Origin of the sequence: Thauera sp. K11 (assembly GCF_002354895.1) — a bacterium.
GTDB lineage: Bacteria > Pseudomonadota > Gammaproteobacteria > Burkholderiales > Rhodocyclaceae > Thauera > Thauera sinica.
This window is the reverse complement of the sequence record NZ_CP023439.1, coordinates 4730512-4745418: the sequence shown is the minus strand read 5'-3', so window position 1 is coordinate 4745418 and position 14907 is coordinate 4730512. Positions and strand designations below refer to the sequence as shown.

The 14907-nt window shown below is 62.3% G+C and carries 14 protein-coding genes; all 14 read right to left on the bottom strand.

All coding sequences use genetic code 11. The features are described from left to right. Window positions 1-89: 89 nt before the first annotated feature. Window positions 90-788 (bottom strand): hypothetical protein, encoded by a 699-nt coding sequence (locus tag CCZ27_RS20750; RefSeq protein ID WP_096451387.1) that lies wholly within the window; start codon window positions 786-788, stop codon window positions 90-92. Next, on the bottom strand, window positions 785-1741 hold the full coding sequence (locus CCZ27_RS20745; protein ID WP_157748670.1) for a hypothetical protein: 957 nt from the start codon (window positions 1739-1741) through the stop codon (window positions 785-787). Before CCZ27_RS20745 ends, CCZ27_RS20750 begins: the two co-directional genes overlap by 4 nt. 228 nt (window positions 1742-1969) lie before the next feature. Then, complete coding sequence (locus CCZ27_RS24420) at window positions 1970-2638, bottom strand: lamin tail domain-containing protein (protein ID WP_096451383.1); 669 nt, start codon at window positions 2636-2638, stop codon at window positions 1970-1972. Window positions 2639-2695: 57 nt separating this feature from the next. Continuing rightward, window positions 2696-3583 carry an SdiA-regulated domain-containing protein gene (locus CCZ27_RS20735; protein WP_198363214.1) on the bottom strand — a complete coding sequence of 296 codons (888 nt, stop codon included), beginning with the start codon at window positions 3581-3583 and terminating at the stop codon, window positions 2696-2698. Window positions 3584-4193: 610 nt separating this feature from the next. Next, window positions 4194-5138: a hypothetical protein gene (locus CCZ27_RS20730; RefSeq protein ID WP_157748669.1), complete on the bottom strand. Its 945-nt coding sequence runs from the start codon at window positions 5136-5138 to the stop codon at window positions 4194-4196. Between the two features lie 47 nt (window positions 5139-5185). Beyond that, on the bottom strand, window positions 5186-5878 hold the full coding sequence (locus CCZ27_RS20725) for a hypothetical protein (RefSeq protein WP_198363213.1): 693 nt from the start codon (window positions 5876-5878) through the stop codon (window positions 5186-5188). A 100-nt stretch (window positions 5879-5978) separates the two neighbouring features. Next, a complete protein-coding gene (locus CCZ27_RS24800; RefSeq protein WP_385960798.1) occupies window positions 5979-6272 on the bottom strand; it encodes a helix-turn-helix domain-containing protein in 294 nt (97 codons plus the stop codon). A 291-nt stretch (window positions 6273-6563) separates the two neighbouring features. Next, window positions 6564-6830, bottom strand: coding sequence for a hypothetical protein (locus CCZ27_RS20715; RefSeq protein WP_157748668.1), 267 nt, complete (start codon window positions 6828-6830; stop codon window positions 6564-6566). Between the two features lie 165 nt (window positions 6831-6995). Next, the gene (locus CCZ27_RS20710) at window positions 6996-7271 is read right to left on the bottom strand and encodes a colicin immunity domain-containing protein (protein ID WP_096451373.1); all 276 of its coding nucleotides are present in this window, start codon (window positions 7269-7271) and stop codon (window positions 6996-6998) included. Then, on the bottom strand, window positions 7268-10348 hold the full coding sequence (locus tag CCZ27_RS20705; RefSeq protein ID WP_096451371.1) for a DUF637 domain-containing protein: 3081 nt from the start codon (window positions 10346-10348) through the stop codon (window positions 7268-7270). Before CCZ27_RS20705 ends, CCZ27_RS20710 begins: the two co-directional genes overlap by 4 nt. 70 nt (window positions 10349-10418) lie before the next feature. Continuing rightward, window positions 10419-10712 carry a helix-turn-helix domain-containing protein gene (locus CCZ27_RS24655; RefSeq protein ID WP_332460887.1) on the bottom strand — a complete coding sequence of 98 codons (294 nt, stop codon included), beginning with the start codon at window positions 10710-10712 and terminating at the stop codon, window positions 10419-10421. A 141-nt stretch (window positions 10713-10853) separates the two neighbouring features. Further along, window positions 10854-11180 (bottom strand): hypothetical protein, encoded by a 327-nt coding sequence (locus CCZ27_RS23770; protein WP_157748667.1) that lies wholly within the window; start codon window positions 11178-11180, stop codon window positions 10854-10856. 92 nt (window positions 11181-11272) lie between these two features. Then, window positions 11273-14362, bottom strand: coding sequence for a DUF637 domain-containing protein (locus tag CCZ27_RS20695; RefSeq protein WP_096451367.1), 3090 nt, complete (start codon window positions 14360-14362; stop codon window positions 11273-11275). Between the two features lie 231 nt (window positions 14363-14593). Then, window positions 14594-14887: a helix-turn-helix domain-containing protein gene (locus tag CCZ27_RS24795; RefSeq protein ID WP_385961560.1), complete on the bottom strand. Its 294-nt coding sequence runs from the start codon at window positions 14885-14887 to the stop codon at window positions 14594-14596. Between the last annotated feature and the right edge of the window lie 20 nt (window positions 14888-14907).

Sequence of the window (14907 nt, the reverse complement as noted above, 5' to 3'; positions counted from 1 at the left end):
CGTCCTGCTCAGGGCGGTAACGCACCGGCGACCGCAGCATTGACCGGAGAAAGGGCGGGAGTCCGTCCGGTCCGGTGCGAGTGATGTTGCTACGCAGTCAGCGCTGCGCGCTGGCGCCGCGCTTTCACCAGCGCCGGCACATGCAAGTTCTTCTGGTGCGCACCGCCATAGCCCAGGCGCGTGTAGATATCACCCCCCACGCCCGGCACGATCCACTTGCCGTCTCGCTTCTCGTCATCGATGGCGAGCGTGATGTACTCGAAGCGGCTGGAGACAGCCGGATCGAAATCGCGGCGCAGGCTATCGTCCGCACCCTTGAACATGACCGGGGCGACGACGAAGATGCGCTTCGGCATCGCCCTCGCAACCAGGTTGGCGAGGTTGGTCCGGACCACGCAGGCGCTGGAGATGATCGACTTGACGACGATCAGCGCAGAGTCTTCGACGTTGCAGGGCTCCCGGTACTCCTTGAGGATGGGAGCAAGAGACATCTCTTCCAGGTCGATGCGGTCGTTCCAGAAACAAACGATGCGAATGCGATCACCCAGCCCCTTTTCCTCGAGCCGGGTGATGATCCCCGCGCCCAGGGAATCGGCATCCTCAACGGTGCAGACGATGCACAGGCGATTTGGAAGATCGTTGCCGACTTCGACGAGCAGCGAATCGGCCAAGCTGCAGCCAAGGCCCCGAAGCGCCGCCTGGTATTCGACCGGCGAGGTGCGCTCGTCAGCCAGGATCGACAAGGACGTGCGGTCTTTGCTGGTTGCAAAGGGGGTGTACTCCCTCATAGCAACTGATCCTCCATCGACTCGAACGTTAAGGGGGCCAACTTGACCACGCGCGACTGCAGGGCTTTGAACTGATCGGAAAAGCAATCATGAGACAGCACGCCGGAGGTCATCGTCCCGTTTGCATGCCGCATTTCCCAGGCAAAAAACCCCTTCACGACACTATAAGAAAAATTCTCGACCCCGGCTATCGCGACTTTGAAGTCATCCCGCAGCGCATGGACCGCTTCATCGTCCGGCACCAAAGGCCGGATGAGGGTGGGCGAGCTACTCCGTGCCGCCTCGAACACCTGATGAGCCGTGACGGACCCGCCATGCCTGATCCAGGCCCCGCATAGAACGCCAAGTACCTCGACGACGTCGTGGAACGTGGGCTCGGCATGCTTCGACAGCCAGGCAAGGGCCGAGAATTCGGCTATCCATTTCTCGCACAGCAGCGGCAGCGATACCTCCCACGGAAACCACATCACCCGCGTGAAGCCCTTCAGGCCGTCAGGCATTGTGTCCTTCAATCGCTGAGCTGCTTTCCGATCGGACGTCACGATCACCAGATCTGTCCCTGTTTCACCCTTGAGGCGGCACAGTTGCTCCTGTTGGACGCAGTCGCAGGCAAGCGATCCCTGACCGGAGAACCAGCTCGCACCGGGGCTGTTCTTGAGCTGGAAGTAACGCCGGTGCGGAACCGCCGTGTCCGTCACGCAGAGATCATCCACGAAACAGAGCGGTACTTGTGCCTCCAGGCGCACGTCGCTGCATGCCTGTCCCTTGCTGCGGGCCGACTCGGCCACTTGGACGACAGCAAAGACGTCCTCGTAACGCACCCCTTTTGCTCCGCTGACCCCGCCAGCGTGCTTCTTCAACAGATAGGCCAGAGCGTCATCGCCGAGCCACTCTCGGATTCTCACTGCTTCGTCGGGTTGGCCACTACTAGATGTGTCGGTCGGCATATCCACCTGGCTAGCTCTTGCAAATTCCGTACTGCCAAAGCATGTCAGGCACAGATGATGCCACAGTCATCCACCTGTCGTGTTTCAGCGAGCGTGCAAGCGCCTCAACCCAAGCGCCGGCGGCATTCAAGCGAAATGCGATGGGCAGGGCGTCGCCGGTCTCCCGGTTTGTGCGCCCAAAGAAAATGGCCGGAAGGGCAACGCCCTTCCGGCCATCCTGCGGGGTAGTGCGGGTCAGCGCTGCGCGCGGCGACGGGACAGCGCGCCGATCAGGCCAAGGCCGGCGATCAGCATCGCATAGGTTTCGGGTTCGGGAACCGCGGCGGCAAAGGCGGTACGGCCCGGGCTGCCGATGTCGCCCAGGGTCGATTGCCAGGAACCTTCGCTGTCGCCCACCGACGAGAAGATCCATTGCGACACATCGTTGGCACCCAGTGCCTCGGCGCTGGTGGCGTGGCCGCTGATGCCGCGCGTACGCGGGTTGTTGCCATACTTCAGACGATCCACCAGGGTTCCCAGGTTGTCGTACAGGTTGATCTCGTCGCCATTGCCCAGGTTGTTGGTGTAGGGCCCCCACACCTTCACGCTGGCGTCCAGACCCCACGCGGTACGGAACGCATTCGGGTTCATCTCGGTGATGATGATCGATTCGCCGGACTCGACGATGCCGAAGAAGGACAGCGGAAAGGTACCGGCGTTGCGGGAGTCGTCGTCATAGCTCCAGCCGGTGAAATCGACCGCGACCGGGCCCAGGTTGGTGAATTCGATGAACTCGCGATTGGTGTCGTTGGCGCCCTGGTACATCCACTCGGTGATCACGACACCGCTGGGGTGCGCAGCGGAGGCGCTGCCGGCGGCGATGAGGGCGGCGATTGCGATCAGATACTTGTTGAGGCGATTCATGGCGTATTCCTTTTTGGTAGGAGTTGAAAATGGATTGAGACGGCTGGGGATGAACAATCAGGCACGACGGCGCGCAATGAAGCCGACGGCGCACAGGCCGGCAAGCATCAGCGCATAGGTTTCAGGCTCGGGGACGGGCGGAGCGCTGAGCACATAGACGTAGGGCGATTCATCGGTGATGAAGATCGTGCCGTCGCCGGCGATGGTCACACCCTCGGCGATGCCGCTGATAAACGTGAAATCGAAAGTGCTCACGATCTGGCCGCCGCGGGTAACCTCCAGCAGGCGCTGCGATTCCTGGCTGTAGATCAGCAGGTTGTCGGCAAAGCCGGTACCCGCGAAGCCCGACAACACCTGCACGTCGGACAGGTCGGACACACCGAGCGCCGGGGAGAACAGATCCGCCAGGGTATGGGTGCCCGTACCGAAGTCGATGCCACCGGCACGCACGGCCTGCGGGCTCTTCTCCTTCACGGTCACGAACGAGCCGTCGCGGCGATCGTAGGAGATGCCCTCCAGGCCCACGTTGCCGACGGTGCCACCCAGCGACACGGACGCGAGGCTGTTGCGGGCAACGGTCGTGCCAGCCTGGTAGGTGAGGCGATAGACGTCCTGGATGCGCTCTTCGCCGATGACGAACTGGCCGTTTCCGACGTAGGTCAGCGCCTCGGTGTCGTCGAAACCCGTCAAGCGCATGCTGCCGATCACCGTACCCGTTCTGGAGACTTCGGTGATGTATTCGCCTTCATCGCCCACGACGAAGAGCGTATCGCTATCCCAATTCCAGGTGATGGCGGAGGATTCCGATGCCGTTCCCGGAAGCGCAAAAGACGCCGTCAGGGTATATCGAGACAAGTCCAGCGCCTGGGCGGAGGCCAGAGAAGGAACAAAGGCAGCGGTAGCCAGAGCGGCAATGAAGCCCATCCGCAGAGATTTTCTAATCATGTTTATTTCCTTAGGTCGTTGGTGGCGCACCCGAACGAAGGGGCGCCGCAACGATAAAGTCCGCATGTGAAAACTCCCTGCGTAATCGATCTTTGAAAAATAGTCCGTTCGCCCTAGTGCCTGTTCCCACAAAGAGATCTGTAATCCGGCCCTGAAGAAATGCAATTCACATCAATACGCCGAATGGGAAAATTCCTTTTCAATTCCTGAACCCGAACCAGATATTTATATCTGGTAAACAAACCCGCACGACATGGCGGCGCAGCCGGCGGCACGTCAGGCGGCATGCCGTTCAGGGGATTGCGGCTGCAACCATCGCCCGGATGCATCAACCGCATGTATATAAACGGTTCTCCCGCACCGCCAAGCGCCGCCTCCCGGGTCTGTTGATGCAACCTGCCCACTACTTCGGATCGTGTTGCATGCCATGCCTTTCGCAAATCCCGCCAGAAATGATGCAACGGGCGATCTCGAGAAAGTCTTTGCGGACGGCGGCCAGCGGCACGAACCTGCATGGCCGGGAAGTGGCGCCGGCGCCAGGATCACAGGCGCGCGGCAAGCCGGCTCGCGCGAGCGAGCAATGCGGCCCATTCCCCAAAGTGGGCGGCGGCTACTGCGCCGCTACGGAGAAGCTTGCCCTCTGGCAGCCTTGTTCGGCCTCGGCGCCGGAGGCACCTGGCCCGGCCGGGACGATCATGAGGCCGCCGCGCAAGGTTCGCATCACGACCCGCTGGCAATACTCGCCGACCGGTTGGGCACGCTCGACCTTGTCCACACCGCCTTCGCGATAGCGGAAGGTTTTATATGGCACCTCGTCCGCCTGCGGCCGCACACGCATGTCGTCCAGCGCCGCATCGAGGGATTCCGCCAGCAAAGCCGCGCTCACCTCCTTGAGACGCCGGCCTTCGTCCATGGTCCAGAACGACACGGGATCATCTCCGGCCATCGCCTGCGACACCGCCCTGACAACGTTCCTGTAGCCGGACTCCGCCGGAACGCCGGGCGCATGGACCGCGATGGCGTTGTCCAGCACCAGCGCCCGTTGATCCTGCGTCAGTGAAAAGACCGGCATGCTGTCGACCAGCCAGGTACCCTCCGGATGCCCATCGGCCGGCGCCACGCACTGCTTTCCACCGGCGATCGCCATCTTCCCGATACCGAGCCGCATCAATTCGTCGTACCGGTAACCCTCCAGCACTGCCCGGTAAGGCTGCAAAATTGCGTCGGCAGCCTCTTCACGCGCGCTGCGCTGGCGACTCCTGGATGATTCGATCACGATGCCGTGTGTGATCAATGCCACCAGCAGGACGGCTGCATTCGGAGCGGGATAAGGCACGTTGCCGACCTCGGCGCCAACCCCATCGAAGCTGGCTATCCCCCGGTAGGCCACCGCCCCGTCCGCCGGCACGCGCAGAGACCACAGCGGCGCTTCGGACGCCTGTACCGTTTCCGCCGGAAGCGGCGCCTCGCCCTCATCGGCCCGCACAGCAGCCCCCGGTATTGCGAGCAGGCCAGCAAACAATGCGGCCAGGCCGGCTCGTCCTGCATTCATCATGATGGCAATCCAGTTCGGGCCTGCGCACATGGAGCGGACCCGGTCGATCAATTGCTGAAGGGCTTGAGAAGCATATCCCTGCCGGCCTCCACCGCCTGGAAATACGCATTCGTCACGCCGGGAAATTTCGGCGGCTCATCCCATTCACCGTCCACACTCTTTGTGACGCCCATGGGCTGATACCACTCGTAGCGGTTGCTGGCGAGATCGATCATGTAGCCAAGGCCGCCAATTGCGCCGTGCGGGTCGCTCGTCGGAAAATATGCGGAATACGAGCGCACGACACCAAGCCTATGGATGGAAATCACAACGAGCTTGTCGATGTCGTATTTCCTGCGCAGTGAGGAAAAATCCTTCAGTGCGATATCCGGCCCCTTGGTACCGAATTCGGGCAACGCATCGAGGTCGATACTCTCCTCGATCACATGCGCCTTCATGCCCTTCCCCGTGATCAGGCCGGCAATCTCGCCCTTCAGCCTGGACACATCCTCGGTTGGAAGCGTCTGCACGTGAGAAGTCAGCGTCGAATTGGCCAGCGACGCAGCGGCCAGACACAACAGGCAATAGGCTCCGGGAAACTGGGTGTCCGCCTTGGGCAACGGCGTCATTGCCACACCCACTCTCCCTGTTTTCGGCCCCAGCACTTCCTGGGCAAGGCTTACCTCTCGCTGCGGCGTGCCGGCGCACCCCCCGAGCAGCAAGGCGGCAATGGCAATAACAAGGCCAAAGTAACGTTTCATTGATAACTCCCTGATTGGATTGCAGAGAAGCCCCGTCATCCCCAATGACGTCGGCCGCTTCGATGAGCATCGAATTCACCACCCCCGCCCCCTGGCGGATTCAATCGCGCGAGCGATTGGGACGCAGGTAGTCGAGAAAGACCTCCGTCTGCCTTTCCGTCGCGTAGGCCACGTGCAGCAATATCTGGACCGGCTTGGGAATGTTGCGCCCGGACTCGTAGCGCGAACCCGCCGATTGGGTCACGCCGAGCACCCCCCAGAACGCCACTTGATTCATGCCAAGCCTGCGACGTGCTTCACGCACGTCCCCGCCCGTCTTGAAGCAGAGCGCAGGCGTCCTCTTGGACTTCGATCGCTTCGGCGTGTCGTTCGGTTTGTCGTCTGTTGTCACCATCAATGTTTTCTCCTTGCGCTTTCAAGAATTCATTTTTTCTTAAACCGGGCTCCCAATAACTACGAATTTCACCCCAACCGGGTACTCAATCCCTCCCCCTCCGGGGCGAGATCGTGGCTAGTTCCATTATTTCTCCTTGAACTTCAATTCTCTCTTGACCCTCTCCTGTTGGGCCTCGCCGGGTTGATATTCGGGCGGCGGGCGTAACTGCTTGGGCATCAGGCGGAGTTTCACAAAATCGGTTTTTGCAAACTCCTCTGGAGTCAGCCCCCACGCCCTAAATCGCAAAGGTCATACCAATATGGCTGAATATTTGGAATATCCAAGATGGTCCCCCATGATCCGGCCCATGTATGCCGTAAAGTAAAATGACTCTTCCAACTTCTTCGCAATGCACAAATCCAGAATTGGATTAAGCAGCTCAAGGGCGTAGTCGACACATCCAGCACTTCCCGGGCACCCCTCTTTCAGGAAGTCCTCTTTAGCCACACACAATACGTCCCTGAGTTTCAACGCCGCTTGTGCCAACTCCTTTTTCTGCATCACATATTCTGGCATGGCTTACTCCTTGATCTTGACCGTGGCAATCGGTACGGCTCTGTACCATAAATTACCGTTATTACACGGACCCCAATAACCACAAAATGGAGTTGGGGGACAATCGAGGCACATGTCGCCCGCGCTTTCGATGTTGCCCGAACGACAGCAGTAGCCATTTCGCCACTAATCGAGTTCGAACTTCCTAATCAATCTAGAAATCTCTGCCTTTAACTGGTCACTATCAAACTCATGTTCTTCTCGTGAAATAGCATCTTCACAATACATATCTGCCGCACAAAATATGCTAGACAAGCACTCACTTAATAGTGGAGCATCCTCCTGAAGGAGATTTTTATCCCTCTCTATTTTCCAAAGCTCAATATATGCCTCAGAAAAAACCTTGCCAGACAACCGATCCGCCACAAAAGATTTTGCAAACTCCAGAAGGATAGAACTCATCGTAAGACACCGTTTTTAATAAAGTTATTAAACTGCGGGGTCCCAGGAGCAAGTTTGAATCCTGTGACAAAACTCCCCGTACTATCGATAACAACTACATTATTCGTGGTTGAATTAAAGAAAACCTTTGAGTCCTTTACAAATCCATATGTACCTTGCTGCATAGTAGAGGGAGAATCCATGTGGGCCTTGATTGCCGACTCGAACTGAGCAATCGTTTCAGGGTTCTTCTTTGTGGTTACTACACCGAAATCAGATGCGTGCTTAAACTTCTTGTCAAGCTGCTTCTGAGCAATGCTAGTGAGTTCTCCGGCAACACTACCTCCTTGTTCTCCACTCTTACCCACAAGGCTTGCAATCCAATTTGATATTGGGCCGCTATCCTTTGTCGCAGCGGCCAACCCTTTCGTACCGATATTCTTCAGTGCGCTGGCTGCCCCTCCAAGAAGAGTTCCGGCAAGTTCAGCGTCCTCCATGAAATCCAGCCGCTGCTGTTCTGATTCGGTCGGCACATACAAAAAGTCCTTCAACCCCGGAGACAACGCAAACATGTAGTTGTTGACGAAGGCCAGGGCTTCCGGCTTGGCGTTCTCGAAACCGACCCCGTGCTGTGCTTCAGCCTCCATTGCAGCCAGCACATCCCCCGTCGTCAGCCGCACGAAACTCGGATCGCATTGCTCTGGCCTGCTCTTGCAGTGTTCCAGCGCCTGCTCCGCTACCTTGGCGGCGTCCTTGTGCAATTCGTGGTTGTACTGCGTGTCGGATAGCGCGATGTCCGAGGCCAGATTCGGATCGCCGCCCGAGAGCGCCGACGACACCGCCCCCACCAGTTGCGAGGCCATGCCGGTCAGTTGCGGGTCGTGGTCGGCCAGGTCGGCCAGATGCTTGACCAGCGCCTCGTTGGCGCCGGCCGCCAGCGCGCCGGTGGCGAAGTCCCCGGTGGCTGCCTGGCTGATGAGCCCGCCCACCAGCGCTTTCACCGCGACCTTCTCGATCGAGCCGTCCTGCAGCTTCAGATCGCCGATCTCGTGGAACGCCACCGCCGAGACCGTGTGGACGGCCGCCAAGGTCAGGGCCGCGCCGAGCTTCTCTTCGAAGTTCCCGCCGTTGATCGCCGTATCCACCCCGGCCGAAACCAGGGCACGCGTGCCCTGGTAGGCCGCGAACTGGCCAATGCCCGCCGCCGTATCGAGGTTGAAACCGGACGCGCTGGTACTGGCCGTGGCCTGCCCGGCCTGCGAGACATCCCCCTCCACCCCCGCGCCGCTGCCGCCCTCGCCCTTGAAATAGCGGTCGACCAACCCGGTCATGAGGCCGGCCACCACCGCACTGGTCAGGTAGCCCTTCATGGCGCGCTCGGAGAAGGTGTTCTCCAGCGCCTTGCCCAGGTCGCCGCCGCTGTTGAGGGTGTGGATGGCTGCGTTGCTCGCCATCGAGGTCACCGTGGCCGTCAGTGCGGCATTGGCCCAGCCGGCGGAAACCCCCGCCGCGGTGGCGGTGGCCGGCACCGCCACGGCCATCGCGCTGCCGGCCGCCGCCCCCGTCCCGAGCCAGGCACTCACCGTCCCCCACGTCAGCGCCGTCACCACGATCGCCGTCACCAGCGTCAGCCCCGGCCCCATGCCCGACTGGCTGTACTGGAAGCGCTCATGCACTTCCTTCACCCGCTGCCAGTCGATGTCGCCGCGGCGCTCCATCTGCTTGAGCCACGCCAGTTGCGGTTCGGCTTCCGCCAGCGCCGTGATGGTCTGCGAGACCGTCTGCGCATTGACTTCGGGGACGTCGATGCGGATGTGCTGCGCCGCCCGGATCGCCAGTTCGCCCCCGGCGATCAGTTCGCTCTGGCGCAGCGTCTCGTCCGTCTTGCCCTTGCCCCGGGCCGAGGTCCACGCCCAAACGCTGTCGCTCTTCTCGTGGATCGCCTGCTCGAGGTCCTTCACGCCCTCGAAGGCGATCCCGCCACCCGAGTCCAGCGTGAGGTCTTGGCCGCTCTTCAGGTTCGCCACCTGGTAGCGCTGGTCGCCACCGCTCTCCACCGTCAGATCCGTGCCGGCGGAAACGCTGCTGCCCACCTGCGTGACGACGTTCACTTCGTCATGCCGCGTGCGCTTGCTGCCGAAACCGCCTTTCGACTTCTTGTCGTAGAGGAACGCGTCCTGATCCGTCTGCGCCAGCAGCGCGACGTCGCGGCCGGCGTAGAGGTAGGCTTCCCGCCCCGCGCTCGCGGTGCTGGCCACCAGCGTCAGGTCCTGCCCGGCCGCCAGCGTCAGGTCACCCCCGGCCTCGACCTCGGCGGCCTGCTGGCGCACCGTGCGCGTTTCCTGATGAAGCTTCTTGCCGCGGCGCCTGTCGCGTTCGTCCTCGTGCGACGCGTCGGCCGCCGAGGACAGCGTCAGGTCGTTCCCGGCCAGCAGCGTCGCGTCACCCCCGGCCTCGACCCGGCTGCCGATCACCGACAGGTCCTGGCCCGCCACCGCGGTGAGGTCGCCGCCGGCGCTCACCGCGCCGCCGTACGGGGTCACGCTTTCGATCCGGTGCGTGCGCCGCCTGGTGCGCAGCAGGCTGTCGTCGCGTTCCTCCGCCGCGGCGATGACGAGGTCGCGGCCCGCCGACAGGTCCAGGTCGGCGATCGCCGAGATCACGCCGCCCAGGTTGTAGAGATCGCGCCCGGCCGACAGCGACAGGCTGCCCAGCGCTTCGATGCGCGCGGCCGAGTCGGCCAGCCCGAGGGTGAAGGTGAGGCGGCTGGCCGTGCCGTCGACGTGGGTGACGGTGCGCTCGTTGATGAGGTCGCCGTCCAGCGCGGTGACGTCCACGTCGCGCCCGGCGAGGATGCCGCCGCGGGTGTTGACCACGCTGTCCCCGCCCAGCACCGACAACCGCTCGCCCGCTTCCATCAGTCCGGCGTTGAGCACCGTCGTGGCTGACGCCGACAGGTCCCCGGTCGCCCTCAGCGTGCCGCGGTTGGCGAGCGTGCCGCCGCTCCCGGCGATGCCCTGGCGGTTGTCCAGCGCGCCGGACAGGTGAAGGTCAATGGCGCCGGCGCCGATCCGGATGCTGCGGTTGGCGAGAATCATGCAGGTCGAGGGGCGAACCCATCAGGACCGAAACAAGCCCCCTGCACTGAATTCCCCCACCCTGGCGGATTCAATCGCGCGAGCGATTGGGACGCAGGTGGTCGAGAAAGACCTCCGTCTGCCTTTCCGTCGCGTAGGCCACGTGCAGCAATATCTGGACCGGTTTGGGAATGTTGCGGCCGGACTCGTAGCGCGAACCCGCCGATTGGGTCACGCCGAGCACCCCCCAGAACGCCACTTGATTCATGCCAAGCCTGCGACGTGCTTCACGCACGTCCTCGCCCGTCTTGAAGCAGAGCGCAGGCGTCCTCTTGGACTTCGATCGCTTCGGCGTGTCGTTCGGTTTGTCGTCTGTTGTCACCATCAATGTTTTCTCCTTGCGCTTTCAACGTGGTCAGTTTTCATGGATGTCTTGTGCATTCGTGATGTCTGTTGATGGTCGGAGAACTTCACGGCATGCCTCAATGACTGGTTACACACACTTATGAATTCGATGTGGATTCACTCAATCCCTCCCGTCGCCCCCACGTCCTACGGTTTCCTCATTGCCCCCGCCGGCATCCGATGCGGTGCCATAGAGATCCTTAGCGGTCAGGTCGGGGCGGTCGTACCACTGGCCGATTGCACTCTTGCGGGCGCGGTGGCGGTTGATAGCAAGCATAGCCATCGACAAAATCGACGTAAAAACTCCCGACCCACCAATGATTAGCGCCCATAGCCGTGCCCAGCTTTGTTTTCCTCGGTCGATCTCATAAGGAATATCAAAAACCCACCGACACCACGCGTAAAAATCATGGGTGTGCCACAACACATACATGGTGACAATCGACACTCCCAATGCTCTAAGACATCCGCGATACGTCGATACATTCAGCAGCTCGCGAAAAACCCATTCATCAAACCTGTGCAAGAATTCCCTATACGTCACTTTTCACCCCCTTCTGCTGATTCACGAAACGAAGGGATATTTGAAACACCTTGTTCAACCGCGGAGCCAACATAGCCCGGATAAGAGTTCGGCTTGACATTCTGCAGCAGGATTGGAATTGTAGGATCGTAAGGCTTCTCCCCTACAAATAGCGGCAATCTCTTTTGCAACTGACCGGTGACAAGACGGCCAAAAGCCGTCCCCGCCCCACTGAACAGAAGACCATCAAGAGCGGCATTAGTTACCTGCACATTCTCGCCATACCACCAATTCGTTATCGCGGTATTAGTTCCACCCACCGCACCGCCGAGAAGTGCATTGCCTAGGATGGCTCCACTCACTAAGGGCGCGGTCAACGCGCCCGTACCACTGGCAATGACTGTTTGGGCAAGGCGGTACTCATCCTGCGTGCCCGTATAAAGCTTATACGCCTGCCCGGCCGCATCGAATCCGCCACCAATTGCTCCCCCCGCCGCCATCTTGCCCAAGCCCATCGCGGCCAGAACCTCCGGCGCATAAACGACTGATGCTGTTGCAGCAAGCGGGAGCGAAAGGTTCGTGGACTGCCCGTAGTGCCAATTATTGAGCATCGTCTGCCGGTTGACGTCGTCCTGGTTGATGCCGGAGGTCAATACCGGCGTATTGTCCGCCACGCTCCGGTGATCGGCGTTGATGCTGGCCAATTCGTTCAAACGGCGCTGCGAGATCATGCCGTAATCCAGACCGCTGGCGGCCCATTGCAGCATCTGTTCCGCAAAGGCTGCATCCCTGTTCAGCGAAGGATCAAGCAATTCGTGGGGACTGCGACTGCTGCTCAATGCGATCGCATCTTTCAACAGAATATCCTTGCAATTGTTGTCGCCACCGCACTCGCGCAAACCTTTCAACAATTGGTCTGTTTCCTGGTGACTCAAATAGTTGTACTGCGTGTCGGATAGCGCAATATTCGAAGCCAGATTCGGATCGCCGCCGGAGATCGCCGACGACACCGCCCCCACCAGTTGCGAGGCCATGCCGGTCAGTTGCGGGTCGTGGTCGGCCAGGTCGGCCAGATGCTTGACCAGCGCCTCGTTGGCGCCGGCCGCCAGCGCGCCGGTGGCGAAGTCCCCGGTGGCTGCCTGGCTGATGAGCCCGCCCACCAGCGCTTTCACCGCGACCTTCTCGATCGAGCCGTCCTGCAGCTTCAGATCGCCGATCTCGTGGAACGCCACCGCCGAGACCGTGTGGACGGCCGCCAAGGTCAGGGCCGCGCCGAGCTTCTCTTCGAAGTTCCCGCCGTTGATCGCCGTATCCACCCCGGCCGAAACCAGGGCACGCGTGCCCTGGTAGGCCGCGAACTGGCCGATGCCCGCCGCCGTATCGAGGTTGAAACCGGACGCGCTGGTGCTGGCCGTGGCCTGCCCGGCCTGCGAGATATCCCCCTCCACCCCCGCGCCGCTGCCGCCCTCGCCCTTGAAATAGCGGTCGACCAACCCGGTCATGAGGCCGGCCACCACCGCGCTGGTCAGGTAGCCCTTCATGGCGCGCTCGGAGAAGGTGTTCTCCAGCGCCTTGCCCAGGTCGCCGCCGCTGTTGAGGGTGTGGATGGCTGCGTTGCTCGCCATCGAGGTCACCGTGGCCGTCAGTGCGGCATTGGCCCAACCGGCGGACACCCCCGCCGCGGTGGCGGTGGCCGGCACCGCCGCGACCATCGCGCTGCCGGCCGCCGCCCCCGTGCCGAGCCAGGCACTCACCGTCCCCCACGTCAGCGCCGTCACCACGATCGCCGTCACCAGCGTCAGCCCCGGCCCCATGCCCGACTGGCTGTACTGGAAGCGCTCGTGCACCTCCTTCACCCGCTGCCAGTCGATGTCGCCGCGGCGCTCCATCTCCTTGAGCCACGCCAGTTGCGGTTCGGCCTGCACCAGCGCGTCGATGGTCTGGCTCACGCTGTGCGCATTGACCTCCGGAACGTCGATGCGGATCTTTTCCGCGGCACGGATCGCCAGTTCGCCCCCGGCGATCAGTTCGCTCTGGCGCAGCGTCTCGTCGGTCTTGCCCTTGCCCCGGGCCGAGGTCCATGCCCAATCGCTGTCGCTCTTCTCGTGGATCGCCTGCTCGAGGTCCTTCGCGCCCTCGAAGGCGATCCCGCCGCCGGCATCCAGCGTGAGGTCGGCGCCGCTCTTCAGCTTGGCCACCTGGTAGCGCTGGTCGCCGCCGCTTTCCACCGTCAGATCGGTGCCGGCTTCGATCCGGCTGCCCACCTGCGTGACGACGTTCACTTCGTCATGCCGCGTGCGCCTGCTGCCGAAACCGCCTTTCGACTTCTTGTCGTAGAGGAACGCGTCCTGATCCGTCTGCGCCAGCAGCGCGACGTCGCGGCCGGCGTAGAGGTAGGCTTCCCGCCCCGCGCTCGCGGTGCTGGCCACCAGCGTCAGGTCCTGCCCGGCCGCCAGCGTCAGGTCACCCCCGGCCTCGACCTCGGCGGCCTGCTGGCGCACCGTGCGCGTTGCCTGATGAAGCTTCTTGCCGCGGCGCCTGTCGCGTTCGTCCTCGTGCGACGCGTCGGCCGCCGAGGACAGCGTCAGGTCGTTCCCGGCCAGCAGCGTCGCGTCGTCCCCGGCCTCGACCCGGCTGCCGATCACCGCCAGGTCCTGGCCCGCCACCGCGGTGAGGTCGCCGCCGGCGCTCACCGCGCCGCCGTACTGGGTCACGCTTTCGATCCGGTGCGTGCGACGCCTGGTGCGCAGCAGGCTGTCGTCGCGTTCCTCCGCCGCGGCGATGACGAGGTCGCGGCCCGCCGACAGGTCCAGGTCGGCGATCGCCGAGATCACGCCCCCCAGGTTGTAGAGATCGCGCCCGGCCGACAGCGACAGGCTGCCCAGCGCTTCGATGCGCGCGGCCGAATCGGCCAGCCCGACGGTGAAGGTGAGGCGGCTGGCCGTGCCGTCGACGTGGGTGACGGTGCGCTCGTTGATGAGGTCGCCGTCGAGCGCGGTGACGTCCACGTCGCGCCCGGCGAGGATGCCGCCGCGGGTGTTGACCACACTGTCCCCGCCCAGCACCGACAACCGCTCGCCCGCTTCCATCAGCCCGGCGTTGAGCACCGTCGTGGCTGACGCCGACAGGTCCCCGGCGCCCTCAGCGTGCCGCGGTTGGCGAGCGTGCCGCCGCTCCCGGCGATGCCCTGGCGGTTGTCCAGCGCGCCGGACAGGTGAAGGTCAATGGCGCCGGCGCCGATCCGGATGCTGCGGTTGGCGAGAATCATGCAGGTCGAGGGGCGAACCCATCAGGACCGAAACAAGCCCCCTGCACTGAATTCCCCCACCCTGGCGGATTCAATCGCGCGCGCGATTGGGACGCAGGTGGTCGAGAAAGACCTCCGTCTGCCTTTCCGTCGCGTAGGCCACGTGCAGCAATATCTGGACCGGCTTGGGGATGTTGCGGCCGGACTCGTAGCGCGAACCCGCCGATTGGGTCACGCCGAGCACCCCCCAGAACGCCACTTGATTCATGCCAAGCCTGCGACGTGCTTCACGTACGTCCCCGCCCGTCTTGAAGCAGAGCGCAGGCGTCCTCTTGGACTTCGATCGCTTCGGCGTGTCGTTCGGTTTGTCGTCTGTCGTTACCATCAATGTTTTCTCCTTGCGCT

Coding starts and splice junctions, on each gene's coding strand:
- CCZ27_RS20705 (WP_096451371.1), bottom strand. CDS start 10,348: ATGATTCTCGCCAACCGCAGCATCCGGATCGGCGCCGGCGCCATTGAC.
- CCZ27_RS20750 (WP_096451387.1), bottom strand. CDS start 788: ATGAGGGAGTACACCCCCTTTGCAACCAGCAAAGACCGCACGTCCTTG.
- CCZ27_RS20735 (WP_198363214.1), bottom strand. CDS start 3,583: ATGATTAGAAAATCTCTGCGGATGGGCTTCATTGCCGCTCTGGCTACC.
- CCZ27_RS20730 (WP_157748669.1), bottom strand. CDS start 5,138: ATGATGAATGCAGGACGAGCCGGCCTGGCCGCATTGTTTGCTGGCCTG.
- CCZ27_RS24420 (WP_096451383.1), bottom strand. CDS start 2,638: ATGAATCGCCTCAACAAGTATCTGATCGCAATCGCCGCCCTCATCGCC.
- CCZ27_RS20710 (WP_096451373.1), bottom strand. CDS start 7,271: ATGAGTTCTATCCTTCTGGAGTTTGCAAAATCTTTTGTGGCGGATCGG.
- CCZ27_RS24795 (WP_385961560.1), bottom strand. CDS start 14,887: ATGGTAACGACAGACGACAAACCGAACGACACGCCGAAGCGATCGAAG.
- CCZ27_RS24655 (WP_332460887.1), bottom strand. CDS start 10,712: ATGGTGACAACAGACGACAAACCGAACGACACGCCGAAGCGATCGAAG.
- CCZ27_RS24800 (WP_385960798.1), bottom strand. CDS start 6,272: ATGGTGACAACAGACGACAAACCGAACGACACGCCGAAGCGATCGAAG.
- CCZ27_RS20715 (WP_157748668.1), bottom strand. CDS start 6,830: ATGCCAGAATATGTGATGCAGAAAAAGGAGTTGGCACAAGCGGCGTTG.
- CCZ27_RS20725 (WP_198363213.1), bottom strand. CDS start 5,878: ATGAAACGTTACTTTGGCCTTGTTATTGCCATTGCCGCCTTGCTGCTC.